A 23826-nucleotide genomic window follows, 5' to 3' on the forward strand; every position below is an offset into this window, starting at 1 on the left:
GATCAACGGCTGATGATGGGCACTCGGCCCTTGTACAACCAACTACCGCCGATGAAGGCAAAGTAGTTCATGGGAGGAAGGCGCGTCAGCAGATCCTCAGATACGAGCGCGATGTCTTTCACGCTCATGCTCCTCGACCCAGAACCGGAGAAGTCAGTCAGATGGCTCGTACTGTTGCGCCCGGAGTTCACGGACCGCGACTCGTCTCGGAAGCCGGTTTGTCCGAAAGATTGGGCGATCCATTTCGCAGTCTCGTAGTCTTTGAGGCGCAGCGTAATGACATTGTTAAGGTTGCCGAGCACCTGCATCGCTTTGTCTTTGCTGCCCATCCGAGCAATGAAGTCTGAGATGGTCTGTGTAGCGATGTAGCACTGCATTCCTGCTCCCCCCCCCTTGTTGAGGATCTGGATCAGTTGCGCGTTTAGCGCTTCGGACGCTTCGTCGACAAAGAGGTGGACGTCGTTTTTTCCTTCGAAGTTGTAGATCGCACCGCAGACCGACGCAAGGTCTGCCAGGATGATTGAACCGATAGCCGACCCAATGGTCGTGTTCGAGAGCGAATTCAGCCCCACGTAGAGTACCGCCCCTTCGGCAATGATCTTCCGCGTGTCCATGATTTCGCGCTCGTCGAAGACGTCCGTTGGATCAGGAGACAGCATGCGCCCTACTTCTTCCGAGCCGAGCATTTCAAGCAACGGCTCGAGCACCTGAATCATCTTCGAGTAGTGCTCTTTCGAGTGCTTGACCATTGCGCACAATGCGTCGATGGTCTCATCGAAAGGAATATCTTTGTCCTGGCAAGTTTTCGTGTAAAGGGTGATCCATGCGAGCAGTGACGACGGGTTCTTAGGATCTGCGAAAGCCTTCGCGTCTTGCTCCCACGTCGGTCCTGCATGCTTGTAAAACCACTTCCGTAGGATCGACTCCAGCAGGTCCTCGACACCAACCTGGGCCCAACGCTTTACGGAGCGAATCGTCGGATTGCGGCCATCCATCAATTCACCGCGGATGATGCCGTATAGCGTTTTCCACGCGAACGCCTGGAACGACCCGTTCGCATCGAGCTGCTCTGCGATACGGGATGCCAAGTCTGAGACGTTGTTCCAGTTTGCCAGGATACTCAGTCGAATCGACCTGGACGGATGCGCCGGATGGAAGTAATAGAAGCGCCGACCCGTCCGTGCGCACTCGTCACGCAATCGGTTCTCAATGTCCTTGTCCCCTTTAGGGTCAACGAAGATTACCGTTTTCCGCATGTGAACCAGTTGGGTGAGCAACATCTCATAGAACTTCGTCTTGCCGGCTCGAGTCGTGCCCGTCACAAGCGTATGGCCCGTGAGCGTTTCGAAACCGGCGCCAATCGGATACTCATCGGGATTGATACCGTGAATCCACGGCACGCCGATCTTGCTGTCATCGACCGGCTTCCATCCCGCTGGCTTCATCGATTCAACGATGCGCTCTGGGAGCCACTTTGGGAGCGGAGGAATATTGGCTTTGCCTCGACGCAGCAAGTGCTTGCTGATTTCCGCCTCTTGCTGATCCCATTCAAAACCGTTCCCGATGTATAGCTTTCTAGCGCCGGACATTTTCTTGGACCGCGCCATCAACTCGTCGACACTTATCTCCTCAACACGATATCCGCTGAGAGACAGCCGAAATCGAAAGAGGTCTACGGCCTGCAACCAGCGCCTGCGGGCTAAGCCGAAGCATGCAAGCCCAAACAGGGCCCACTCGATCTGCGTAGCGCCAAAGGCCCAACTGAGGACCAAGACTACTCCGCCGAGCACCCATGCGACAGCCGCTGGGACCTCGCAAGCCGGTCGGAACATGTCGTGGTAAGTCTTCATCATGGAGTGTTCACCCCGAACAAGAGACTGCGAGCGTCTTTTTGGAGGATGAGGCTTTTTCTCGTCTGGGAGATCTCGACGATCAGTTTGTTTTCCTCGAGGATCTGCAGCACCTTCGAAGCAGGCAGCCCATGCTTTGCGAAAATTGTCACCGGGACAGCGATACCCGACTCAACTTCGTTGCAGGATTTCTTGATTTGTTCGTAGTCATCGAGGGCTCGGATGGCCTTGAAGATATCGAGGACAATGTCTGGATACCTCGGAGTTGAAGGTGTCTTTTTCGTACCCTCCTCGATTGGTTTTTCGCCCGTCGAAGCAATAGTGACCGACTGCTGTGCATCCGTAACCACCGCAGGACTTTCTGACGAGCGTTGTGTTTCGCTTGACGAGTTATCACCATCGTGCGATTTACCGGCGGCTACCGCCGCTGGTGCTCCCACCCCTTCCCCGTACTTCTGAATAGACTCTGGTGTGACGCCATCGGGCAGGGCGCTCTTTTGGTAACGCCCCGTCATCGCCCGAGTTTCAAAATCACGGGCGGCTCTGTACGCCTGACGTACGCACGTAGTAACGGTCGACTCGCCGGTTTTCGGGTCAACCTGATAGATCGCATCGTGCGCAAGCATAGCGACTTCTTCCGCCAGATTTTGCCAAGTCCCGATACCTACGATGTCGGCAGCCCAGGCCACTGCATTCGCGGGACTGACCTTTAGTTCTGATAGCCTCCACTCGATGCTGAACTTGTTCGAGTTTTGCGCACGAACCCAGTCGCTTAGGGCAGGCTTCGAGTGAAAGGGGGTCCAAGTTCTGTTCTCCGAGCGAATAATCACTCGTGCGTGCATCGTGGCTGGTATTCCAGCTAGAGTCGAAAAGAACACCGCGAATCGATATTGGGGCACCAAAAGTCGGCGCTTCTCGGCTCCATGTGTCCCGGTAAAAAACTGCTGGTTGCCGATTTGTAGCGCATAGTAGCCCGCCATGAGGGCGTATCGAAGAAGTCCACCGGGCTCGGAGAAGCAGATTTGTTCCAGAGGGCATTCCTGGACATAATCCGCGACGGCGGTAATTAGCGGCTGCCAGTAGTTCGAAAAGACTTCGGGCGTGGCTTCCGATGAACTTCGGATGCGCGAAAGAAGTCCCGTCTCGGCTTCGACTCTTTGCAGGAGGTGAGATGGAGGGCGTAGGGAGAAATCCATGTTGCCATGGTAAAAAGTGCCCTCACAGGTTCTTCACTAAATGGCCGATGGAAACGGCAAGCTTTTGATTTCAGGCCGTGGCCGAATAACGTAGATCGGTCCTGGCCTCGTCCGCACCGAACACGACCAAGGGGAGTTGTCTTTGTTTTTTGGTCGAATTTCCATTCCCGATGCCGAATATTTGCTGTTTTGATTCCACTCAAGGAATGGATTTGGCGTGCTGGACGTGGTTGCGAGCAAGCAACCCTAGCAAAGATGCTACGATTTGTTTATTCGAGTGGCCGCTCGATAACTCGAATTTTCTGGTGCCTGAAATGGGACTTTGCTCAGCAATGTGTGGGTGTTCCGCTCCATCGGATATCTAAGAAACAACAAGTTGTTGTTGTTAACTATTTAAGTTAACAACCTATAAAACGTTTACGTGTCGCGGAGCCTTGTCCAGTAAGGGTTTGCGGGAAATATGGTCAGGGTTTACGGGGTGGCAAGTAATGGTATACGGGGCATTTCGAGGTAATAGGTCATGTTTTCTGGGTAAGGTCTTGGTCTATGGGATTTAATCCACAACCTTCGATTTTTCTTTTATCTGTCTGTTTTCATTGAGATATTTCCCTCTGAGATCTGTCTCAGGTCGTACTTTTCGGGGTGATTGGTCATGTTTTGTGGGGGGGGCGCAAGGTGACTGCGCTGACCAGGGGGACAGTAGACAAATCCTATCTAAATAGCATCGTATGTGAGCGCATACTTTCGCTATTACCACTCACTAATCACGTGTCCTAGTCGAGAAAGACCCCCGTATAAGCTGACCTTTGGTGGGGCTAGATCCTTGCCGAGCGAAAAGTCGCGCTTTGTGGGGCGCTCCGCCCAAGGTCCTGAGTACGCCGCAGACTAAAGGCAGGGCCTGCCACCTTGAAAGGTCATAATTTATGGGGGCCATCGCGGGGAAATCGGCTCTCAGCAAGGATCCAGGCCTGATCCCTGCACTTTTGAAGGGCAATCAGTCACATGCAGACGCCAGGCCTTGATTGCTGGGACGAATGATCGTCAAAGGTCGCGGTTTATGGGGAGGCAACTCAAATATCTGCCCATAAAGCCCGACCTTTCATTCATGCATTCATCAGGATCTAGCTCTGCTTCGTTGTGTCCTAAGGTCGTCTTTTATGGGCAGGATTCGCTTGCAACTCAAACGAACACCGGATCAGGGCTACCTTCGTGTTTGAGGCACGCCCCCAGCAGTCTGCTGGTCAAATCGACGGCAAGCCCTAAAGATCTGCGCTTATGGGCTAAGTCAGAGGCGCATCTGCGAACTCTCAAGTCATGGTTTGTGGGCATCATATCTACCTCGGTCAGTTCCTAGGTCATGCTTTATGGGGCAGCGGAGCGATGTTCCGGATGAAAATGGCTTTGGGTAACATGCGCGGGCACCAATATCTGACCGTTGTTCCTCTGATCTCAGTTCCTGGTGAGGTAGCGGAGCGTCCTGCCGTGTTTCTCATGTGTTGGGTGTTTTGGGGCGCTGGTTGCTGTTGCCAAAACCGCAAAGGTCATGCTTATGTTGATTTTCATAACATGACTTTTCGATATAGAATCTCCCGAACAATTGGAGATCACTGTGCCCACCAAGAATGCTCAAACTCCTGTTCCGAGCGAACTCCGCAAGCACGTCGCAGCAATTCACACGAGCGGCCAACTCTCGTTCCTCGAGAGGAAGATGTTCAATGTCTTTCTGGCCAACGCACTCGACACCCTGCTGAGCCAGCGGCGCCACGTGATCCCGGTGAGCATTCTTGCTGAGATGATCGGGTTTAACTCGAAGAACGTCGGTGACCTCAAGGACGCGCTCACGAGCATCATGAAGAAGGTGCTTGAGTACGATCTGCTGCACGAGACTGGCGACTGGGAGGCTGCCCCCCTCCTCGCGTACGCGGCCATTAAGTCTGGTCAGTGTCACTACGAATTTAGCAGTTTCCTCGCGGAGCAGCTTTCAGACCCCAAGATCTACGCGACGATCAACCTCCAACTGCAAAAGAAGGTATCAGGTGCGTATGCACTTGCTCTTTACGAGAACTGTGTTCGATTCCGGGCTGTGAAGTCGACTGGCTTCATTTCCGTGGCCAAATGGCGTCGCTTGCTCGGTGCTGATGCGAGCACCTATGACGAGTTCAAGCACTTCAACGATCAGGTGATCAAAAAGTCTGTCGCTGATATCAATCGCAACATGGACATCCACCTCACGGCGGAGTATCGCCGGGAGAATCGCCGTGTCGTCGAGATCAAGTTCATGATTGAGGACAACGCGAATGGGGCGCCAGGTGGACTAAGTGATGACAATGAACTCGAACAGATCAAGTTGACCGAGGCATTCCGGAAACTGACGGCGCTGGGCGTAGGCGAATCTCTAGCGGCAATGTGGATTCGGCAAGACCCCGAGCGCGCTCTCGCAGCCGCAAATTACACGGACAATCGGGTTTCGCGAAAGCTCATCACTTCGAACGCCGCCGGCTATGTTCGATCGGTCTACGAGGGGGCTACGGATATTCCACTCATGCAGCAAAAGAAGCCTTCCGCCCCTCCTGCTGCAGCCGAGCTTCCCGGGCTTTCCGCCGCTGAAGAGGAGCGGGCTCAAGCGGTGCGGTCAGCTATGGCCAAGCTAAGCGATGCCGAGCGCAGTGCTTACGTGGAGAAGTTTCGGGAACAAGGGGGAGCGACGAGCACCTACAACCCTGAAACCACCAAGTTCCGTAGCGTGACCGAGCGAATTGCCTTTACCGGGTGGCTCGCCCGGAATCTCTCGACGCAGTGACCCGTTGGATCTAGTGCTCGTTCGAGGCAGACCGGATCGCGAGCAAGGTTAAGCAGAATCGGGGGATCAATAGTTTGCTCAGACAAACTTACCCCCTTTTCATTAACTACGAGACTTAACGCTTGTCGTTGTTGATAATTCGATGAGTTGCATTATTTACCGCCCTTCCCCTTCCCCTTCCCCTTCCCCTTCCGTGCGGTCTGTCGGGGCATACTCTACCGAGGCTCTAGCAATCTGAGCATCGACCAAGTTTGCTCGAACAAACGACGCTGTTATGGGGCGGTCTGACCTTTAAGGAGTTCCTTGCGGCATCTCGCGACGCACCACTTCTCAGTGGCCCCTGCAGTCTTTGTTTGGACAAACTTTTCTGATCGGATGGATGATTGACGGCTCCGCATGCTCACTAACGCGAGATCTACGTTTTTCAGCAAGGCGAAGTAGCTACCACGTCAAATGGCGTATCTCTCAGATGCGTCCACCGAAGTGAGGTCCCCGCTCAAAAAAGCGTCGCCTGATAGCCAGATGGTGAAAGGTTTGTGCTCACAGAGTTTGTTCAAACAAACCTCTTATGAATCATGTCGCGCGGGAGCGTGCCGCCCGAAAGGGGGCTCGATTTGTACCCGCTTAGGATTTGCCGAGCCGGTGCGTTGTGCGGCGGCCCAAATCGGAGCCAACATGTGCCTGGCGGGGGAGGGGAGTTTGTCCGAACAAATTGTTCATTGAGAGCCCCCGGATGGGTCCGTGACTACATAGGTCCAATTGGGGCGGGTCGCCGGCAAAGTCCGTACATTCTTATGTCGGCCTGGTTGTGTGGTTGCCCGCGTAGGGGGGGGAGTTTGTTCGAGCAAACTCTAATGGTGCCGTAATCGGGATCGGCGGCTTCGCCTTGCCGGAGTCGGGCGCTTGGTGGTTCTGGAGCGGCAGTCGCCGCGCATTGGATAACCTGAATTGTGGAAATTTTGCACGGAGTCCGAAATTGGACTTGCTGCTCATCGTGTTGGCAATTATGATGATTATCAATTTGCCGCATTGAATATTTAATGTTCGTGTTGCTGGTGTTTCGGTCGTTAGGGAATGTTGGCCAGCGCGGCGAAGGGTTTGTTCAGACAAACTTTTCCAACCACATTCATGCGAGGAACGGATGAGTGCAAAAGCAGAGAAGGGCGAGGCGACTCAGGGTGCCAAAGCGAAGATCATCTTCGTGACTAACCAGAAGGGGGGGAGCGGGAAGTCCGTGTCGGTGATGAATCTCGCTGCGGGTCTACATAAATTCGGCGCTCGAGTGATGGTCGTCGATATCGATCCCCAAAACACAATTGTCAGCTGGTTCAATAACGGCGAAGACATCCCATTTCCTTACAGCAATCTTGCCGCAGCGACCGATAAGGCGCCGAGGGAAATCGAGAAGCTCATGTCTTCGTACGACTTCATCATCATCGACGGACGCCCGCAGGTGGACACGAAGGTCACGCAGATGCTAATGATCAGCGATTTGGTTGTGATCCCTCTGCGCCCAAACACAATGGACTTCGGTGCAACGAAAGTCCTCGTCGACCAAATCCACCTCGTGCGAGAGGAGGACAACCCCGACCTCAAGTTCGCTTACCTCCTGAACCAGGTAGCAGACGAACGCCGGATGCTGTTTACCCTGTGTCACGATGAAATCACGGAGAAGGGCTATCCGCTTTTCAAGACCCACATCCGGATGCGTGAGTGCTATCCCCAGGCGTATGCCGTCGGAGCCACCGCTTATGCGCCTCATCGCGCGTTCCGTCCGGCGGCTATCGAAGTGAGTGCGTTGACAGAAGAGGTTGTTGAAATGCTCGGCGTTGGCGATCGTTTCGGCCCGTCGAAAAAAACGAAGACCAAAGGAGAGTAGGCTATGTCCAAGAATCCGCTTATGGCGAAAATGCGCTCGTCCTTGCAAAGGGAGGAGCAGCCGACTCAGCCTGGGTCTGTAAGCGCTGTAGAGGCGCCGCTCGCGATGCGTAATCGATTCCGTCTTGCGGAACAGCTCGAAGCGCAGCCGGCGATTCACGGCCCGGCGGTCGCGGCACCCGCTGCGCTCACTCCGACGCATCTCCCTGATGATACCGAGTGGAGCGCGGAGTACCGTAAATGGTGCCTTGAGAACAACTATCAACCTGGCGCAACGATCGAGGTGAGTCTGAGTCAGGTCAAGGAGTCGGTGTTCAATCCGCGGCACTTTTATTTGGCTCGTCGCCTTGAAGATCTCGTGGCGAGCATTGCGGAAGCAGGGCAGCAGCAACCGATTCACGTGGTGCCCGACTACGATCGCCCCGGCGAGTTCGTCGTTCATGACGGCGGTCGTCGTGTGCGAGCGATGCGATCTCTCAAGCACGCCAAGGCTCGCGCGCTGGTTGTCGATGTGCCGATCGGCATCCAGAGCTACAAGCTTGGTTACGAGCTCAACACGCGCCGCGAAAATCAGACGCCATTCGACAATGCGGTGAAGTGGACCTATCTGCTTGAGAACAAACACTTCGCAAGCCAGAAGGAGCTTGCCGAGACGCTCGGTCAAGACGAATCCATCGTGTCTCAGACCCTGACGATCGGCAAGATTCCCGAGGAAGTCATGCTCGAGATGATGTCCAATCAAGAGAGATTTCCCGTTCGCGTGGCCTATGAGGTCAGCAAGTTTCACCAGGATAATGGGGGGGATCTTGAGAAGACCCTTGACCTGGTTGAGCGAATCATCCGTCTTGATATGAAGCAGCGTCAGGTCATCGAATTCAGGTCTCGGTACAAAGCCATGCGCAGCGACGCAGCCCCAGTTGCTCCTCGCACGCCTCGTCAGCGATCCGCTACGCCATCTCCGACTGCTTTGATGTCTTCAGCCACTCAGCAATATGCGCCGCAAGCCCGTGGGCCGGTCGGGGCAGAGGGTGAGGGGCCTGCGACCGAGGAATATTTGTCGGCTGATGGAAGTATTCGCGCAGTGCTGGTGGAACGGGATGGCGGCATTGCCCTCGATATCCAGGGCGGAGGCCGCGAGGATCTATCGGCGATCATCCAGTCGCTTCGGGACCTCCTGACGAGCGCCGTTCGTTGACGAGGAGCAGTTTCTGCACCGCTGGGCCGCGAATACCGCGCGAGACTTATATGGCACATCTGGTTCTTCAAAAACAGTCCGATAACAGCGCGGCGAGTGGCCGTATTTTCAGCGTTTGTCTTGCCGTTGCGGCGACGTTGACCTCCTTGTTCATCACGGTCATTGCCAGTGAAGAACGTGGTGCTACGTGGGCTGAGAAGGCAGTTTGGGTTGCAACAGGCGTTGTTATCCTGCTTGCAGCGCATCTGCTGCCAGCGCTGACGAAAGGTGCGCGTATGTCCGTCAAGGGTATGGCGCTGCCAATCTGGATCGCCGCGCTTCTTGCCACTGGCTATACCCACGCGACGTTCTTTCTGAATGCGCAGGGCAGGGTAGGGGAGCAACGCGCTTCGGATGTCGGTGCGACGATGTCCGTACCCGCTCTCCCGAGCGTGCATAGCCTGCGCAGTCGGACGAAAATTGCTGCTGATGTGGCCACGACGCTGCGAAATTTGGCGCTTCTCGATATCGGTCGGTGCGGTGCCAATTGCGGGGCAGTGAATGCACGGCGCAAGGCATTGTCGGCCCGCCTAGAGGCTCTTCGAATTGAGGATGCCGAAGCGGTTCGAGCTGAGAAGGCCGCCGACGCTCGTATGGCCGCCGTCGACCGTAGCCAAAAGGCTCAGGATAATGCTCGCGTGGATCCTTTTGTGGCCAATCTGGCGGCAGTTCTGCGTCTTCGGACTGACCTGATCAGCCTGATCATGGCTATCGTGCTGGGATGGCTTGTCGATGCTGTGGCTGTGGTTTCATGGGCATCGGTCGCGCGATCGCGCCCGGGAGCAGTTGTGCCGGAGATCGCCCCACAGGCGCCTGTCGCAGCGCCGGTTTTGCGGACGTGTGATGTGTCGGGAGCCGCTGCCGTCGTGGGGCAGGCCGCCGCGAACGAGCCTCTTTTGCACGAAGAATTCGTTGCTCCGTCCATTGGGGAATGTGAGTTCCCTGTTGAACCTGCCGTCGCCGCAGCTACGGCGCAGGAGGAGGAGCTTGCGAGCCTTGCCGATCTCGCGGTCGCTATCCGCGCGGGTAGGGTAAAGAGTACGCTGTCCTCGATTCGCGCTCACCTCGGCTGCACGGACGGCGCGGCGATGGCTCTTCGTCGTCGCTTAGCCGAGGAGCATCCGGATCTGTTCCGGCCCGTGTCCCGCCTTTGCTGATCAGTTCTGGTTAATATACCGACCGCCGCTTAATAACTTCTATCACGCGCTCGACGAGCGCGTGATAGTCGTCAATGAGGGCTCGGCGAGGGTAAATCGAACGCTTAGTGCAAATTGCAGAAAGATTCGCGATCGGTTCCTCCTACGACATGGGTTTAGACGAAAACTCAGGCATTTTTGAGCCCGATGCTTGATCGGTGTAGCGTATTAGCGGCCGTTGCCAAGACGTGTCGACAGGGGAGGGCGCTGAACGTTGATGCTGAAACGCGCTGTTCAATATGCGTAGTGTGTAGCCTTATTTCGCCTCTTCCCAGGGGTGAAACTTTCGTGCCCATTGTCGTATACGAGGGCATGGACCTTGAAAATTCCCCCCTGCCTAATCCGTTGACTGACCAGCGTCTCGCCGGCACCCGTCGCGTGCTGTTGAACGCAGCACTATATCTAGGTGTTCCGGTGCCGCAGGCTGCGGCCGCTCCATCCCCCATGACCCGCGGACCCGTGGCCCGTGTTCCAGTTCGTGCGGTCATTCCTTCCATTGCTCATCTGGTCGCGCAAAGGGAGGGGCGGGTTGTCGGAACGCGTGATGTTCCGGAGGGCGTTGACGGCTGGCCAGATTACCCGCATTCCCCTACCGCACAGTGTTGCGCTTGAGTATGCGCGCTACGCACGGCCCCATGCACGCTCCCTTTCTCAAATCGGGCTTGCGTTACGTGTTGCGTCCTGTTCTGTTGCGTATGTTCCGCGTACGCGTGACATACAATGCCTCGACGACGGCTCTCCTGAGGTCAGGAGAGCCATGCATTCTCGCGTGCAATCACGTTTCGCTGCTGGACGGGATCATCGTTGCGCTGGCATCTCCGGTGCCGCTCGCGTTCGCGGTCGACACGGAATACTCGCGCGGGGCAGGGGCCACGACTCGCTTCCTCCAGCTCCTGGCGTGGCTCGGCTTTGGAAAGATCATTCCGACTGACGCGACAGCTCCGTTCGGAGTACGGACCCTGCTGACCGAATTGACCCGCGGTGGTCGCGTGATGGTGTTCCCCGAGGGGCGCATTTCAGAAACTGGGGAGAGGGGACTCGACCAGCCAGGTGTGAAGTGGCTTGCTGATCGCTCAGGAGTTGCAGTGGCGGAACTCCAGATTCGAGGAGCTGAGCAAAGTCGATTATTTGCTAAGAACGGTTCGGCCATGTGGCCGCGAATCAGAATTTCCTTTTAAGTCTGAGCTCGGCTTTATTCGTATCCACGGCAGGGCACAAATTCGTTACGTCGAGAGGAAGGCAGGGGAATTTCGGCGGGCGGGACTTCGGGCCATTATTGCGGATATCCGCGCGAAGTCTCGGAGAAAGTGCGGATGAACACAGAGATCAGCGAACTGGATTGTCCGCCGTTCATCCCGGCGGCATTTCGGCGTTACCGTCTTCAATGCATGCCTGATGGCTGCTACGCCTTGTTTAAGCGCAACGGTGACACTGCTTGGAGAGGTGGCCAGCGGGCTGACCTCCAAGGCCGTTTAAGTGGCAAGACGACGTTGCGACAGGCTATTAAACGCGATGGATTCACGTGGCCTGAGTGTGAAATCGGTATAGGAGAAATGATCTTGAACCACACGATGGAGATTGAGCGCGGCATACAGCTGTTAGCACTATGCCAAGCGCTAAAAATTGAGAAGGACGGCGTGGATCGGCCCGCACCGCAGACGATCGATCAGTTCGCGAGAGACATCAACGCTGCGAGCAAGAATATGTCTGCTCTGTACAAGTTGATTCCGCAAATGCACCGTTTGGCAGAACTCGGGCGGAGGCTCGAAGCTGATGGCAAACTGAAGGTCGACTACGGCGATGACTACTCCACCGCTGCCCTCGATTTTGTGATGGCCGAACACGGCCTTCGTTGATCGGAAAAACGATAACGACGACCGAAGAGCAGGCAATCCGTGACCGTCAGGTCAATGATTGGACCAAGGAGCTGAAGCGTCTTGCTGGCCAAGTTGCTGCGGCGAAGGGCATACCAAGCGCGATTTTGATGATCACGCCCAGGAATGAAGGTTACGAGGACGTCGTGCCCGAACTGATTGCCGAGGATGCGCTCTAGGTCCATCGCGACGATTGGCCGGAAGGCTTCGACGTCGAGAATCACAACCGCACGACGTAGACACGGAAAATGGGATGCTAAAACGACTGTGGTGCCGGATTTTCGGTCACGCGAAGCCGATCACGTACAAGGCGCGTCCTGGCGTCTTTTATATCGGCCATGATGGGACTGGCTGGGCCGAAGACATTCGATGGGACTGCCCGCGGTGCGGGGGCCAAGCGAGTGCTATTTCGTTGCTCAGTACACGCCGCCGGCGCGTTCCTGCGGCAAGTCGAATTGAATAGAAGTAGCCATCGGAAAAATGGCTCGCTTGCATCAGACAGTAAGCCGGATAAATTCCTTATGAGTGCGCCACGCGAATCGCGCAGTGCGCTTGCTCAAAACTAATCCACCAACGCATACTGCGCGTCTTAGCTTTAACGAGGAGTCTCATGTTTAAGTATCTGGGTGCAGTTGTTATGGCTCTCATGCTCTCGGCCTGTGGCGACCATGCAGGCTCGCGCGATTCGCTTGCCGGTACGTGGGGCGTCAAGGATGGCGATACCGTCAAGCCGCTTCTGAAGGTGGAGAAGAGCGGTGACCGGTACACCGTCTCCGACTATAAGAACGGCAACTGGGAACCGGTGCAGGAGCAGATCAAACCGATGACGCCGGGCGATTTGGCGAAGATCACCGGCAACAAAGAGGCGGATAGTGTAGTTGGCATTCAGACCAACGCGTTTGCGTTCTTTCACACGCCGGTCGGCTGGTCGGTGCCCGGGTTCACGACGCAGACGGGCTACGTTATCTTCGTCCCGATCAGGCTCGTCGACCTTCAGCGTATCTCGTAATCGGTCTCATGGCGTCACCTCGATGATTTGTAACGCCATATTTTCCGACTTGAGTTCGTCCGAGTCAAAACAACAATACGCCATCGCCACTCGGGCGAACTCACTGCAAGCATGCTGTAATCTCAGCGTTCGAGGGGAGGGGGCATTACCTCTCCTCCACGTCCCTCCTGTCAAGGCACTCCACAGTCAGATCGCAGATAGCTGCGCCTAGTTCTAGATCAAAAATTCAATCTCGACGCGGGGCGGCCGACCGCTCATTCCCAGTTCATTCGATGGCTCTGGGTCGTTTCATCGTGGCGGCGATCGTCCTCTTCGTGTGCGTATTGGCTCGTCGTGTTGATTGAATCGTGGCCGAGGTTATCGCGCACCGCGCGCAGATCTATCTTGCTGTCCAGCATGTGCGATGCGGCGGTGTGTCGAAGCCAGTGCGCGGACGCGTCGCGTATGTGAGCTGCGTGCTCGGCATATTCGCCGCCCTTAGCTTCCGTCCAATCGGCTGTATGCTTGAAGACTTCCTTGATAGCATTGTGCACAGTCTTCCGATTGACGCCTTCGCCTGGAGCATTGCCGGAACGACGACGAAACGGCAGGAGAAGGGGGGGAGGGGCCGTATCGTTCGGCGCCGGTAGCGGATCGAGGCCATGAGCCTGCCGATAGCGCATCAATTCGGCAAGTAGTTCATCCGAGACGGGAATACGCCGGTACTTCTGGCCCTTACCGACAACCTCCAGCCACCAACGCGTTGTGCCGTCTGCGCCAAGTTGCCGCACGAAATTTCCCATCGTGCCCGCGGCGACTTCCGAAAGCCGGAGACCCATTAGGTAGAGGAGGGTGGTCAACCACCTCGCGCGAGCCTTGTCCCGCAACTGCTTTGGATCCTCCTCCGGCATGGCAGAGACGTAATCCTTAACGTGCTGCCACATGATGCCCGGGAGGTAGCGCGTGACATGCTGCGCCGGCCGACGGCGCCGCTGTCGCAGCAGGCCAAGCGGATTGCCACGCAAGTACCCGGACTCCACGAGCCAACCAAACATGCTGTCCAGTATCACGACGGCTTGCTTGATGCTTGCAGGTTCAAGCTTGCTTGCAAACGGCCGCCAGCGCGGATCGTCCGTCGAGTAGCGAGCGCCTTTCTCCGTGATCCACGTCGAGCTCGGCTGAGGGTTCGCCAGAAATTGCCGATACCGCGCCAGGTCCTCGTGTGTCAGCGAAGAAACGGGTTTGAGTTCGGCAATCACTGTCCAGATCGGGTTGGAGGGATCAGGCGCCGCAAGGAATGCCCGGAACAGGCGCAGATCTTCCTGAGCGATCGCGCTTGGCCCCTTGAGCGCGTCCGCGATCGCCCAGAGCAACAGACGATCGGATTCCTTCCGATAGTTCGCGTGCGTTGACGGGCTTTCGACATAGTTTGCCAGCCACAAAGATATGGCTTCCAGATCGGTCTCAGCGCGGATTTGCCGCAGCGCTTTGTCGCCGAGATTGGAGCCGAAGGGGCCAACTTGGTTCGCGCGCAGTTGGATCGCCGAGGCATATTTGGTGGGCAAGCCGAGTTCCGTAATCATCGACCATCCTGTTCAGTTCATGAGTGAGCGGACACAGCATCGCTCACTAGTAAGAAATAAAAGCTAACGAATTAAGACCCTTAGATTCCAGCCAATTCGGCAAACACTTAAATTCCGTCCTCACAGCATGGCTCCATGTCCGTCAGGACAGAATTTAGGTACAAATCTGCGGGGTGTCATTGATGCCCATTATAGGTGTAATGGGAATTAAACAATAGAATCTATTGATTTTTTTTGTTCATAGCGCAAAAAAACACGCGCGGAAAATCTCGGCACCGTTCACCCGGCCCTGCGGCACACTCACGCGAGGTCGTCCTCGCCAAAAGCTTGATCTTGGTTGCGGGCGCGCCGTGCGGCTTCCGAATGAAGATATTGGGATGTTGTAGAAATGTTGGCGTGCCCCATCAGGTCGCGTACGGTGTGCAGATCCGCGCCGCGCTCGAGCGTGTGCGATCCGAAGGTGTGACGCAGCCAGTGCGGGGTCGCCTCGCGCAGGCGTGCCGCATCCTGCGGCGAGACCGTGGCGATATAGTCGGCCGCGCCTTCGAAGCACGAGCACAGGATCTCGGCCACACGGTGGGCTTCGAGTCCCGGCGCTGGCTGATACCCACCCCCGCCCGGCGCGCCAGCCACCGCTGGCGCCAGCGCGGTGGCGCCGAGCTCGCCTTCGGAGACCGTTAGCCGCCCGACGATCGGTTCGTCCGGGTGCTGGTGTGCAAGCAGGCGGCCCAACCCCCGTGCCTCGAAATAGTCCTCCAGCAGTGGAACCGCAGCCGACGGTAGCTCGATCTGCCGCACCTTTGTGCCCTTCCCGAGTACGCGCAGCACCCATCGCTCGCCGAGTTCGCCCAGCCGCTCAAGCTTGAGATCGCCGGCGCGCGCCGCAGCGAGCTCCGATAGGCGTGTGCCGGTGACGTAGGCAAAGCGCACCAGAAAACGCTTGCGAACAGCGGCCGGGTCGTCGGGCGGCAACGTAGCCAGGTAGTCGCGCAGGATTTGCCACTGGCGCTTGGTGAGGCTGCGCCCGACGTCGATCTGCCCGGCTGCGCGGGTGTGCTTGGGCTTCTTGACCGCGTCGAACGGGTTGGATGCCAAGTACTTGACCGCGTTAAGCCAGCGGCAGAGTGATGAGAGCACCGTCATCGCGTGCCGTACGCTGGTCGTCGAGGCGGGGCCCGCAAACGGTCTCCAGTTTGGACTGTAACGCGGAGCGTTTCGACGTGGAGGCGCGACCCAGCGCGTGGCGGGTTGCGGGTTCGATAGGAATTCCCGGTACTCCGTCACGTCTTCAACGCTCAGGTCAGAGAAGGCTCGTTTGCGCTCGAATAGCGCCCAGAGTAAGAACCGCTCGGCGTGCCCGCGGTAGGTCAGCCAAGTGTTGCCGCGCACGGGCTGCAGTGTCGAAAGCCACGCCTGAATGGCAGCGAGGTCATCGTTGGCGTCAAGCCGCGCTCCCGCCTCCCCTGCGTAGCGGTTGCTTCCTGCCCGGCCGGACAGCGCTGGCGGCAGGATCAGATATTCGAGGGGCACGATGTCCGTGCGTTGCGGTTGCAGCTGCCGCAGCATGGTCGGCGCGGCTGCCTTGCGCGGCGTGAGCGCGCGCGGGTCGATTACGCGCCCGAGCGTCTGGGCATTGTCGTCGAGCCATTTTTGGATGCGTTCGGCCGCGACCGGACCAAGCTTGTTCACTTTAGTGTGCCAGCGGCGCCCTCGCACCTCGATGAAATTGAGGAGGTCGGCCAGCGTCAGCAGCCCCGCGCGCTCGAGGCGGTCAGCCACGGCTGGGTGGAACCAGCCGGCGACGTGGTGATGCGCTTGCGGCTTGACGGCAAGGAGCTGTTGCAGGCGGAACAGCGCCCTCACCTGCTTTTGGCGCAGTCGTTCGTTGCGCGCTCGCTCGCGGTCGACTTGGCCGGCAGGAAATTCGGATTCAAACAGTGAGATGAGCTCGCGCTGACTATAGAACTGGTGCGGGTCACGCTCCTCGGCGAACTCCTCAAGCGTCGGGGTCGCGGCCGGCGCGGCGCCGCCCTCCCCGTCAACTGGCGCCGCGATACGTTCGGGAGGGATTGCGAGCAGACGCGCGGCGCTGTAGTCGCGCTCGCGGCGCGCGCCCGCCAGGATGCGCTCCTTGATCCAGAGCAGCGTCGTTTTGGCCATGCGCAAATCCAGACCAGTCTCGAGATACTGATCAGCGAGTTTCTCCAGCGCCAGGCCCTCGAGATACCCGCGGAACAGTGCGAAATGATCCAACCCAAGGTATTCGCGCGTGGGCATGGCGCGGCGCGGCGGGCCTTTGCGGCCTGGTGGCGTGGCGGGGCCCGCCTGTAGTCGGGTGCCACCTTCCGTCGCGGCAGCCTCAGCGGACACTGATGCGGAGAGTACTTCGGTGAAGGCGACGTCCAGGACGTCATCGGATGCGCCAACCGCGTGGCGCCGGCGTGCGGCCACTGGGTGCTCGGCGGCGGAAGGTGATCCAGGCGTCTGCGTCATAGGCGGGTCTTCTTCTGGGCTAGTACGGCGCCGCGGCGGTTTCGTGCGTGACCAAGCCCCAGTTCGCGTGCCCCCCCCGGGATCTCTCCAAGTAGGTGCCGTGACCACCGAGAGCGGTCGAAACGCCTTATGCATCAAGAGTATACCCAGAATCTATTCTAGACTGGCGAAGATAGTGCACAAAAACAACTACCCGACTAAGAACACTTATCGAAACATGACTTGTTGAGAATTGTTCGTGTTTATTGGTCGAATCCGTCAGTTTGCGTCCGTCGGCGCCCATTTTCAAGCAGACGTAGATGCTCGTTGCGCAAATAAGTACACGACATGGGGTGCTAGTTCGCGAGAGTCTGCGCGCGACCGAAGCAACTTACGTCCGCCTAAGGCCTGAAAGATCGCCACTCGTCGCCCAGCGGCGGCGTGCAAGCTGGCGTGCGTTGCTTTTTCGGCGGGATCAGCGACGTTCATTGCTATTCGGTCAAGCCGGCGCTGCCTTCTGAGGAGGCTGTTCGCGGAGGGAGCTGACACACGTTGCGTCTTGGGAGCGAGCGTTGACGCAACATGCTTGTACCGTGTGGCACTCGGACGCGGTTGCGTTTTCGGTACGGGCATCAGCAGTCAAACGGCGATGGCAATACGGATGTATTTCATGCTTTGTTAGCCGGCATCCACCTGAGGCACCGACGGGGCGTTATAAAGCCAACTCGAAGCGTTTCCCAGCCTTCTTGGCCGCGGCCCGATGTTCCCGCAGGAAGTGGATCTGTGCTTTGTTAAGACGACGACGTAGCTCCGTCGAGCCTCCAGCAAGCACCAGATCGCGCACGCCAGGCTCGAGTCCTCGCTCGAGCAGCAGTTCGCCTGCGTCACTGAAGGCTATCAGATGCGCATCGAACAACGCATGGAGGTGCGCGCACAGCATGAGGCCGTTATTCCCCGACACCCGATCGGGCGCCGCTGCATCCGCCCACGGGGCGATGTGGCAGGCCTGCACGAGATTGGGTGAGTGCAGGCCCGTAAGAGAACAGCATCGCCCCCAAATCCTTCGAACGTTCCTCACGAAGCGCTCGTGACCGACACGAAGCGACGAGAGGCCATGCTGGTCGTAGCCCCCATGCCCGGCAAACTCCGCGGCGGTCTCGCCGTTGTCAGGCATTTCGAGCGCCGGGTAAACGTATGCTCCCTTGTCGATCCAGGCGACAGTCGGATTCGCGCTGAGCCGAAAACCGCGAAAGAACGTTGAGAACGATACGACCGTAGTGCCGATCGGCTGCCACTTGCGCGAGACAGTGAAAACGTAACGAGGCCGATTTCGCGCTGTCTCGCCGGAGACGAACATCCTGACGCACGACCCAATGTACAAAGTGGACTGCCCTTTCTCGGTATAGAAAAGAAGGATCGGACGCCCCTTAATACCGGCCTCGCGCGCGACCTCCGGAAGCTCCCAATGACCGGCCTGCCTCAAGCGGAAAAACGCGCTGTTCGTCTCGCGACTTGCCGCCGTCCTGTTGGTGGCATTGATGGCTAGGAACGGAGTGTCCAGCCCTTTAATGTCCGACCATCTGTTCAACTCGAGCATCTTTAACCTTAGGTGTTCAGTCGTCGCCAGCACAATAGCGCTCGTGCCTGGAGTATAAGGCACTCACCGTCCTTGTCCTTTCCGGGCGGGACAGACTCGACCCCACGTCTCTGGCCACGGCTAGCGTCGACAAGTCGTGCCGGCTCGCAATACTCTTGGGCGTAGCGCGCCAAACCGCGTGCCGTCGCGTGCTTGTCACACAATCACATTCCCAGTTTCTCGCAATCGAGACTTTCCGTCCGGCTTACGCCGTCGCTGACAGTGAGATGGCCTAGGGCGAGGCTTTCACACGGTCGGCGAGCGACTCGTATACACTTCGGACTGCGCGGGGCCCATAGCGGCGCTCCAATTTGCGCACGATAAAGTGCCCTTTTGCCATGTCCTGAAAATGGCTCATAAACCCCGCGTTGATTGCCGCACCACCAAGTGCTCCAATCGCGGGTATGAGCTGCGCCATTGTTTTCTCGGAAACCGATATCGCAAACCGCTCGGCAATTCTCTCAATGAGTTGGATGAGCGCCGGGGTGCTCTTGCGACCAGCACCCGCCGCCATGTACTTGATTGCCTCTTGCACAGCGCGTGCCAGCCCTGCTCTGATCGCGAAATACCCGCTTTCAGCGGCATCGTCAGACTTAGACGTACCGCCCAGAGCAAACACCGTGAGACACGCGAGTTTGGTCTCATATTCGCTGACAACCTCTCCATAGCTTCGAGCCACATCGGCGATCGATCTAAGCATGATCGTCGTGGAAACGGGTAGCTCCAAAGGAAGTCCTGCAAGCCCGAAGAACCCACCGACTGCCCCAGTTGTGGTCACGCCGGCCAAATGCCACCGGTTGGACGCCGCTTGACCAGGCACATCCTTCATTGTGAACACAGCGGCATCGGCTGCCTTGAACATCGCTGCCTTTGAGGCATCGGCAACTATCAACTGCCAACTCTCTGGCAGCCTCCCAAACGCCATATCGATGGGCTTTCCGACCGCACTCGCAATGCGGGCAGCGAATCCAGGATTTTCAAGCAAGTTTCTTGCGAGTAGAAGTTCGGCGAGGTCTTCGTCACTGAATTGCATTGGTTCTCCAGTTTCGCGCACGGGAAAGTCGCCGCGCCGATTCTTCCGTAGTGCCAGCACTCAGTTCGCGCTGGTGAGACGATGATGCATGAGAAACATAGGTGCCGGCTCCGCAATGACGATGGCCAGCTGATAGAGGAGCGCGGCAGTGCTCAGGCGCGTAAAGCCAGAGTCGAATGCGTCGGTTTCGGCGCCTCACTCATAGCTCTCGCGGTTTGATATACCTCGCGGAAATTTCATGGTGCCTCAACGTTTCAGCAGTCAGTAGCGTCCAGATAGTCATAGCTTCACAAGCATCCCTGCTCCTTTTCCGATCTCAAGCGAGCCGCAGCTTCGCCGCAATTTCGCTTGGGTTCAGGTCGGCGACAAACACTTTCTCAGACTGGCCGCCCGCGGTCGCAAGAAACACGTCGCACCCAAACGAAAGCGAGCGCGATTCAATCGCCTGTACGGCGCTTGGTCGAATAAGGCTGTTGCCGACCTGAACGAGAATTTCAGCCCCATCGCTTCGTTCCCGCCGCACCACCATGCCATCGTCAGCGATGACGAACCGGTATTCATCAATCGTTTTCGGATCGGCGCATAAGGCGTAGGCCTGTTCCAATTGCCGACCCGAAAGCTCCGAATAGAGTGTTGTTTTCATCGATTTTTCCTATCCTTCTCGACTCACTGAACAACTGCTCCGTCGTGCTGATAGACCAGCACCTCCCCTTCTCCGAGGAAGGCCGAACGATCTCCGCCGTCAAACCACACGCATACCGTTTCCGTCATCTGAATCTGGGCACCAGCGAGTGGCTGGCCCATCAAATCTTTGAGTGGGAAATCGCAGTCCTTCGTGTGTCCAACAATCGCCGATAACGCCAAATCGATCTCGTCGTCATGCAAGGCACCAATCCTGTAGCCGTCAGATGTAAAGCGCCACAGGATACGTCGTTGAATGTTGTTCATATGTCTTCTATCGCGGTTATGGCAACCAAGCATGGCTAGCAATTTCTTTCGCGCCCGCCGGCGAAAAACCGCCTAGCTCGATGAGATTGAGCTCCAGTTCTTCCGGCGTCGATGCATCTACATGCATCGTGTCGTCCGCTGACACAGGCGCACCCGCTATCACGCCCGGAACATCGCCGCCAAGAATTTGATCCTCACCGTAGTTTGTTTCGACCCGCAGCTCGCGGGCCCCGTCGTCGTCGTTGTATTCCTTCAACTTAACCGGCCGATCGTCAACTGTTCCTGCGAAAACTGTCTTCCACATGGACTATCCCTTTTGGATTACGCTGGCTACCGGCCGGCACGCGGGCGCAGATTGCGCTTTCTTTTTTTCCGATCAAAGGTGGTAGTGGTGCGCAGCGACCTGGGAGTAATGGCTCAATGCTTGGGCCACCTCTGCGTTCAACTGGCCCGAGCGAACAGTGAACTCACTAACTTCGCCCGAGGAAGGCGGGATGCCGTTTTCGAGTCGGTCGTGCCATGCGGTCGCGTACGCTACCGCTTCCGTTAGGCGCGCGCGATAATCTCTTAGTGCCCTATCAAGGTCTGCCTGACTGAAGTCACTCATAGCTCGCTTCCTTTTTTCCGATCAGGACTTCAGTGAGTCGATCCGGGCGTAGATCCGGTTAAGCTCGCTCTGATAGACGCGGTTCTCTTCGTCGTTGGCGTCGATCTCAGACGCCAACAGATTCGCGCGCTCGTTCAACTGCTCAATGGTCATGCTCTCAATCGAGTCCATTCGTGCTCTCCTATTTTTCCGTCCTGTTGTTCAGACCGACGGTGGCGTCGGCGGCGTTGGGTCGCAGCAGTGTGTGGGAAACTCCCAGCTTGCGTCTTCGAGCTTCGGACCGCTCGCGTAAAACCACTCGAAGTCGTCTCCGCGATCCGCTGTAGCCAGCCGAGGGTTCTCCCAAGAGGGCGCCCATAACCAAAGCGCCCTTCCGGCGAACCACTCTTCGCCATCGTCGAACTCGCGCCAGTTGCTCAGTTCCATTTTTCCGTGGTTTTCCTAAAGCACTGACGGTCGCAGATAGACCTTGTCACTGCTTCGATACTTCCGAAAGAATTCGGCCAAGAATGACCTCACCGCATCGTAGTCGTTGAGAAATGCCATGACCTCTGGATCGCTCCCATCGTCTTCGGGAAGGTCATGGTTGACGAAGTACTGCAAGGCCATCTGCCACTTGACGTCCTCCTCTTCCGTGATTTGGTAGTGCCCTTCCAACCACTTGTACTCGTCTGATGTGCCTTCTAATCCCGGATCTCCCCAGACGCGCTCCATCTCGTCGATGATGGAATAGAACATCGAGGTTTCAATTCCGTCATCGTCTTCATCTACAGGTGAGGTCATGACCTTTCCTGGTGCTTTGCGTGAAGTGTCATATGCGCACCGTTCCAGTATCTGACATCGAGGTGCACCCGATGGATTCGACTCCTCTCCGCGATTGCCTGTGCGAGCGTTTGCCAGCGATCGCTAAGCTCCGGCGTTAGGCCTATCACGGTCTTCCAGCGTGGCGGGGTTGGATCCAGCTTTGCTGCAAGGGCATCCAGCTTCAAGCCGGCGGCCACGTGGCTGTCCAATGGAACCTCCATCCAAGCCTCGATTCGACCGAGGCCATACGCGTCACACACAAAGCGGTTGTACGCGCAGTTCCGCAGGAAGATATTGACGAACTTGCGCGCGCTGCCCCAATGCCGCGCTTGCGCAGGGAGGTTCGCGATTAGATCGTCGGTCATTTCATCAAGCTTCTTGCGAAAGGTCTTCGGCGCGTTCGCCTTGACGGATCTCAGGTCGTACGTTTGCAGGAACGACCTCGCTGCTTTGATCGTTCCGGGAGGTCCCATTCCGCGAGCCGTCGAAGGACTAATCGCAGTCCTCCCTAAGCGATCTTGGAGAAGTGTGAGCATGTGCTTGTCCATATATTTTTTATTTTTCCGTGGTTATCACCGCATGCGGTCGTTCGGGTTGGGATACCGTTGCAACACCTCCAACCCCGTTAGCGCGCATGGATCGATTGTGTACTCTTCCTCGCCCAGCCATCTACTGTGTTTCCCCGGGCCTGAAATGATCGCCGTTGCGTCAATATTCGCACTGAGTAGAACGCCACCGCCCGAGTAGTAGGCGTTCAGACCCCTTCCGAACATTTCTGCGGTACGACGCTGCGACGACCAACAGAGGCCAATTCTTCCCGCGTTGAAGCGCTCGGCGCTCTCGCCACGATAGAGCGTCAACGACGGGCCTTCGTAGCGTGGTAACACGGCCAGCAGCAGCCGAACCAAGAGCTTGTCGTCGCCGATTTCTTCGCGAATGCGACTGCCGTACGTCACCCAACTGGTGAGGCAATTCTCGCGGTGCTGTCCGATGGAAGAGCATTCGGCTGCGACACGCTGAAGGGCGTCTACCCAGCTCAGGCCATTCGCCTTAGCCCCCTCTCGACTGGGCATATGGTGACCACCAGAGAGAAAAGATGACGTCAGAGAGGCAATGTGCATGTGCGAGAAAATCTACCTTTTTCCGGGTCATTGCTGCGTTTTGCTACCTTGTCCGCCGAGGAACGTTTTCAGAGCCTCTTGCGGGTAGCCGACGAGGGTAAGTACTTCGCCGTCGAGCAGAATCTCGGTGAAACAAACTCCGTCCGTCACTTCGAAGCCGATCACCTCTATGTTCCGAAACTCTTGGCCGAGAAGCTGCGCCTTTTCGTCAGCAGTAGCGCCAACAAATGAAGTTTTACTCATTCGATTTTCCTATGCAGATAGATACACCGCGACCGACGAGCGCTCTAGTTAATCAAGTTTAGAGGCTTCTTCTTGCGCTCTACTGCGTGCTTGGCTCATAGCAGCTTCGACATGGGCGTCCAAGTTGTCGCGAAAGCACATATGGTAAAACTTGTTGTCCGTATCAGGTGACATCGTATGTTTGGCAAGCTCGCTACAGTGCCTGCCAGTCTCCACAAGGAATTGATGTTGCTGATACTTCGAAACCCACATAGGTGTGAATAAGCCCAGCAAGTAAGCGACACCTCTTAGTCTCCAGTTTCAAGTGCAACACCGCGAATGATGTAGGGTGTTGCGATGAAGAAGAACTACAGGCATTTGAGC

The 23826-nt window shown here is 57.0% G+C and carries 23 protein-coding genes; 8 read left to right on the forward strand and 15 right to left on the reverse strand.

Features of this window, described 5'->3' with window-relative positions:
• Nucleotides 1-2: 2 nt before the first annotated feature.
• Both traD and PTE31013_RS19855 read right to left on the reverse strand, forming a co-directional pair.
• Nucleotides 3-1853 carry a conjugative transfer system coupling protein TraD gene (gene traD / locus PTE31013_RS19850; protein ID WP_150609175.1) on the reverse strand — a complete coding sequence of 617 codons (1851 nt, stop codon included), beginning with the start codon at nucleotides 1851-1853 and terminating at the stop codon, nucleotides 3-5.
• Nucleotides 1850-3046, reverse strand: coding sequence for a TraI domain-containing protein (locus PTE31013_RS19855; RefSeq protein ID WP_150614380.1), 1197 nt, complete (start codon nucleotides 3044-3046; stop codon nucleotides 1850-1852). The genes traD and PTE31013_RS19855 overlap by 4 nt, the downstream gene beginning before the upstream one ends.
• Nucleotides 3047-4655: 1609 nt before the next feature.
• On the opposite strand from PTE31013_RS19855, the gene PTE31013_RS19860 reads away from it, so the two are divergent.
• The 8 genes from PTE31013_RS19860 (at nucleotide 4656) to PTE31013_RS19895 (ending at nucleotide 13037) form a co-directional block, all read left to right on the forward strand.
• Complete coding sequence (locus tag PTE31013_RS19860) at nucleotides 4656-5846, forward strand: replication initiation protein (RefSeq protein WP_174978644.1); 1191 nt, start codon at nucleotides 4656-4658, stop codon at nucleotides 5844-5846.
• 1141 nt (nucleotides 5847-6987) lie between these two features.
• Nucleotides 6988-7725, forward strand: coding sequence for a ParA family protein (locus PTE31013_RS19865; RefSeq protein WP_150609181.1), 738 nt, complete (start codon nucleotides 6988-6990; stop codon nucleotides 7723-7725).
• A gap of 3 nt (nucleotides 7726-7728) precedes the next feature.
• The gene (locus tag PTE31013_RS19870) at nucleotides 7729-8919 is read left to right on the forward strand and encodes a ParB/RepB/Spo0J family partition protein (protein ID WP_150614382.1); all 1191 of its coding nucleotides are present in this window, start codon (nucleotides 7729-7731) and stop codon (nucleotides 8917-8919) included.
• A gap of 50 nt (nucleotides 8920-8969) precedes the next feature.
• Nucleotides 8970-10115, forward strand: coding sequence for a hypothetical protein (locus PTE31013_RS19875; protein WP_150609185.1), 1146 nt, complete (start codon nucleotides 8970-8972; stop codon nucleotides 10113-10115).
• A gap of 674 nt (nucleotides 10116-10789) precedes the next feature.
• Nucleotides 10790-11332: a 1-acyl-sn-glycerol-3-phosphate acyltransferase gene (locus PTE31013_RS19880; RefSeq protein ID WP_174966666.1), complete on the forward strand. Its 543-nt coding sequence runs from the start codon at nucleotides 10790-10792 to the stop codon at nucleotides 11330-11332.
• Nucleotides 11333-11467: 135 nt separating this feature from the next.
• Nucleotides 11468-12010 carry a hypothetical protein gene (locus PTE31013_RS25190; RefSeq protein ID WP_246174742.1) on the forward strand — a complete coding sequence of 181 codons (543 nt, stop codon included), beginning with the start codon at nucleotides 11468-11470 and terminating at the stop codon, nucleotides 12008-12010.
• On the forward strand, nucleotides 12007-12207 hold the full coding sequence (locus tag PTE31013_RS19890; RefSeq protein WP_246174744.1) for a hypothetical protein: 201 nt from the start codon (nucleotides 12007-12009) through the stop codon (nucleotides 12205-12207). Before PTE31013_RS25190 ends, PTE31013_RS19890 begins: the two co-directional genes overlap by 4 nt.
• A gap of 431 nt (nucleotides 12208-12638) precedes the next feature.
• Nucleotides 12639-13037, forward strand: a complete 399-nt coding sequence (locus PTE31013_RS19895) for a hypothetical protein (protein WP_150609189.1) — start codon at nucleotides 12639-12641, stop codon at nucleotides 13035-13037.
• A 254-nt stretch (nucleotides 13038-13291) separates the two neighbouring features.
• Here the strand turns inward: PTE31013_RS19895 and PTE31013_RS19900 are convergent, their stop codons facing one another.
• The 13 genes from PTE31013_RS19900 to PTE31013_RS19955 all read right to left on the reverse strand — a co-directional run bounded on the left by PTE31013_RS19900 (nucleotide 13292) and on the right by PTE31013_RS19955 (nucleotide 23463).
• Nucleotides 13292-14599, reverse strand: a complete 1308-nt coding sequence (locus PTE31013_RS19900; RefSeq protein ID WP_150614384.1) for a tyrosine-type recombinase/integrase — start codon at nucleotides 14597-14599, stop codon at nucleotides 13292-13294.
• 300 nt (nucleotides 14600-14899) lie between these two features.
• Nucleotides 14900-17092: a tyrosine-type recombinase/integrase gene (locus tag PTE31013_RS19905; protein WP_174966667.1), complete on the reverse strand. Its 2193-nt coding sequence runs from the start codon at nucleotides 17090-17092 to the stop codon at nucleotides 14900-14902.
• A gap of 691 nt (nucleotides 17093-17783) precedes the next feature.
• The gene (locus PTE31013_RS19910) at nucleotides 17784-18668 is read right to left on the reverse strand and encodes an HNH endonuclease signature motif containing protein (RefSeq protein ID WP_150609195.1); all 885 of its coding nucleotides are present in this window, start codon (nucleotides 18666-18668) and stop codon (nucleotides 17784-17786) included.
• Between the two features lie 271 nt (nucleotides 18669-18939).
• Nucleotides 18940-19740, reverse strand: a complete 801-nt coding sequence (locus tag PTE31013_RS19915; RefSeq protein WP_150609197.1) for an EcsC family protein — start codon at nucleotides 19738-19740, stop codon at nucleotides 18940-18942.
• Nucleotides 19741-20056: 316 nt separating this feature from the next.
• The gene (locus tag PTE31013_RS19920) at nucleotides 20057-20383 is read right to left on the reverse strand and encodes a hypothetical protein (RefSeq protein WP_150609199.1); all 327 of its coding nucleotides are present in this window, start codon (nucleotides 20381-20383) and stop codon (nucleotides 20057-20059) included.
• A gap of 23 nt (nucleotides 20384-20406) precedes the next feature.
• Nucleotides 20407-20688, reverse strand: coding sequence for a hypothetical protein (locus PTE31013_RS19925; RefSeq protein WP_150609201.1), 282 nt, complete (start codon nucleotides 20686-20688; stop codon nucleotides 20407-20409).
• Between the two features lie 16 nt (nucleotides 20689-20704).
• Entirely contained in the window at nucleotides 20705-20992 is a 288-nt protein-coding gene (locus tag PTE31013_RS19930) for a hypothetical protein (protein ID WP_150609203.1), read from the reverse strand.
• 324 nt (nucleotides 20993-21316) lie between these two features.
• Entirely contained in the window at nucleotides 21317-21466 is a 150-nt protein-coding gene (locus tag PTE31013_RS24910) for a hypothetical protein (RefSeq protein WP_174966668.1), read from the reverse strand.
• A gap of 30 nt (nucleotides 21467-21496) precedes the next feature.
• Nucleotides 21497-21721 carry a hypothetical protein gene (locus tag PTE31013_RS19935; RefSeq protein ID WP_150609205.1) on the reverse strand — a complete coding sequence of 75 codons (225 nt, stop codon included), beginning with the start codon at nucleotides 21719-21721 and terminating at the stop codon, nucleotides 21497-21499.
• A gap of 15 nt (nucleotides 21722-21736) precedes the next feature.
• Nucleotides 21737-22078, reverse strand: a complete 342-nt coding sequence (locus tag PTE31013_RS19940; protein WP_150609207.1) for a hypothetical protein — start codon at nucleotides 22076-22078, stop codon at nucleotides 21737-21739.
• Nucleotides 22075-22635 carry a hypothetical protein gene (locus PTE31013_RS19945; protein ID WP_150609209.1) on the reverse strand — a complete coding sequence of 187 codons (561 nt, stop codon included), beginning with the start codon at nucleotides 22633-22635 and terminating at the stop codon, nucleotides 22075-22077. Before PTE31013_RS19945 ends, PTE31013_RS19940 begins: the two co-directional genes overlap by 4 nt.
• A 36-nt stretch (nucleotides 22636-22671) precedes the next feature.
• Complete coding sequence (locus tag PTE31013_RS19950; protein ID WP_150614385.1) at nucleotides 22672-23172, reverse strand: hypothetical protein; 501 nt, start codon at nucleotides 23170-23172, stop codon at nucleotides 22672-22674.
• Between the two features lie 75 nt (nucleotides 23173-23247).
• Nucleotides 23248-23463, reverse strand: coding sequence for a hypothetical protein (locus tag PTE31013_RS19955; RefSeq protein WP_150614386.1), 216 nt, complete (start codon nucleotides 23461-23463; stop codon nucleotides 23248-23250).
• Between the last annotated feature and the right edge of the window lie 363 nt (nucleotides 23464-23826).

The organism is Pandoraea terrigena, assembly GCF_902459705.1.
GTDB classification, from domain to species: Bacteria; Pseudomonadota; Gammaproteobacteria; order Burkholderiales; family Burkholderiaceae; genus Pandoraea; species Pandoraea terrigena.

What these genes read in the sequence shown, in the direction of transcription:
- traD (WP_150609175.1), bottom strand. Translation starts at nt 1,853, where the DNA reads ATGATGAAGACTTACCACGACATGTTCCGACCGGCTTGCGAGGTCCCA.
- PTE31013_RS19855 (WP_150614380.1), bottom strand. Translation starts at nt 3,046, where the DNA reads ATGGATTTCTCCCTACGCCCTCCATCTCACCTCCTGCAAAGAGTCGAA.
- PTE31013_RS19865 (WP_150609181.1), top strand. Translation starts at nt 6,988, where the DNA reads ATGAGTGCAAAAGCAGAGAAGGGCGAGGCGACTCAGGGTGCCAAAGCG.
- PTE31013_RS19870 (WP_150614382.1), top strand. Translation starts at nt 7,729, where the DNA reads ATGTCCAAGAATCCGCTTATGGCGAAAATGCGCTCGTCCTTGCAAAGG.
- PTE31013_RS19875 (WP_150609185.1), top strand. Translation starts at nt 8,970, where the DNA reads ATGGCACATCTGGTTCTTCAAAAACAGTCCGATAACAGCGCGGCGAGT.
- PTE31013_RS19880 (WP_174966666.1), top strand. Translation starts at nt 10,790, where the DNA reads ATGCACGCTCCCTTTCTCAAATCGGGCTTGCGTTACGTGTTGCGTCCT.
- PTE31013_RS25190 (WP_246174742.1), top strand. Translation starts at nt 11,468, where the DNA reads ATGAACACAGAGATCAGCGAACTGGATTGTCCGCCGTTCATCCCGGCG.
- PTE31013_RS19895 (WP_150609189.1), top strand. Translation starts at nt 12,639, where the DNA reads ATGTTTAAGTATCTGGGTGCAGTTGTTATGGCTCTCATGCTCTCGGCC.
- PTE31013_RS19900 (WP_150614384.1), bottom strand. Translation starts at nt 14,599, where the DNA reads ATGATTACGGAACTCGGCTTGCCCACCAAATATGCCTCGGCGATCCAA.
- PTE31013_RS19905 (WP_174966667.1), bottom strand. Translation starts at nt 17,092, where the DNA reads ATGACGCAGACGCCTGGATCACCTTCCGCCGCCGAGCACCCAGTGGCC.
- PTE31013_RS19910 (WP_150609195.1), bottom strand. Translation starts at nt 18,668, where the DNA reads ATGCTCGAGTTGAACAGATGGTCGGACATTAAAGGGCTGGACACTCCG.
- PTE31013_RS19915 (WP_150609197.1), bottom strand. Translation starts at nt 19,740, where the DNA reads ATGCAATTCAGTGACGAAGACCTCGCCGAACTTCTACTCGCAAGAAAC.
- PTE31013_RS19920 (WP_150609199.1), bottom strand. Translation starts at nt 20,383, where the DNA reads ATGAAAACAACACTCTATTCGGAGCTTTCGGGTCGGCAATTGGAACAG.
- PTE31013_RS19925 (WP_150609201.1), bottom strand. Translation starts at nt 20,688, where the DNA reads ATGAACAACATTCAACGACGTATCCTGTGGCGCTTTACATCTGACGGC.
- PTE31013_RS19930 (WP_150609203.1), bottom strand. Translation starts at nt 20,992, where the DNA reads ATGTGGAAGACAGTTTTCGCAGGAACAGTTGACGATCGGCCGGTTAAG.
- PTE31013_RS24910 (WP_174966668.1), bottom strand. Translation starts at nt 21,466, where the DNA reads ATGGACTCGATTGAGAGCATGACCATTGAGCAGTTGAACGAGCGCGCG.
- PTE31013_RS19935 (WP_150609205.1), bottom strand. Translation starts at nt 21,721, where the DNA reads ATGGAACTGAGCAACTGGCGCGAGTTCGACGATGGCGAAGAGTGGTTC.
- PTE31013_RS19940 (WP_150609207.1), bottom strand. Translation starts at nt 22,078, where the DNA reads ATGACCTCACCTGTAGATGAAGACGATGACGGAATTGAAACCTCGATG.
- PTE31013_RS19945 (WP_150609209.1), bottom strand. Translation starts at nt 22,635, where the DNA reads ATGCTCACACTTCTCCAAGATCGCTTAGGGAGGACTGCGATTAGTCCT.
- PTE31013_RS19950 (WP_150614385.1), bottom strand. Translation starts at nt 23,172, where the DNA reads ATGCCCAGTCGAGAGGGGGCTAAGGCGAATGGCCTGAGCTGGGTAGAC.
- PTE31013_RS19955 (WP_150614386.1), bottom strand. Translation starts at nt 23,463, where the DNA reads ATGAGTAAAACTTCATTTGTTGGCGCTACTGCTGACGAAAAGGCGCAG.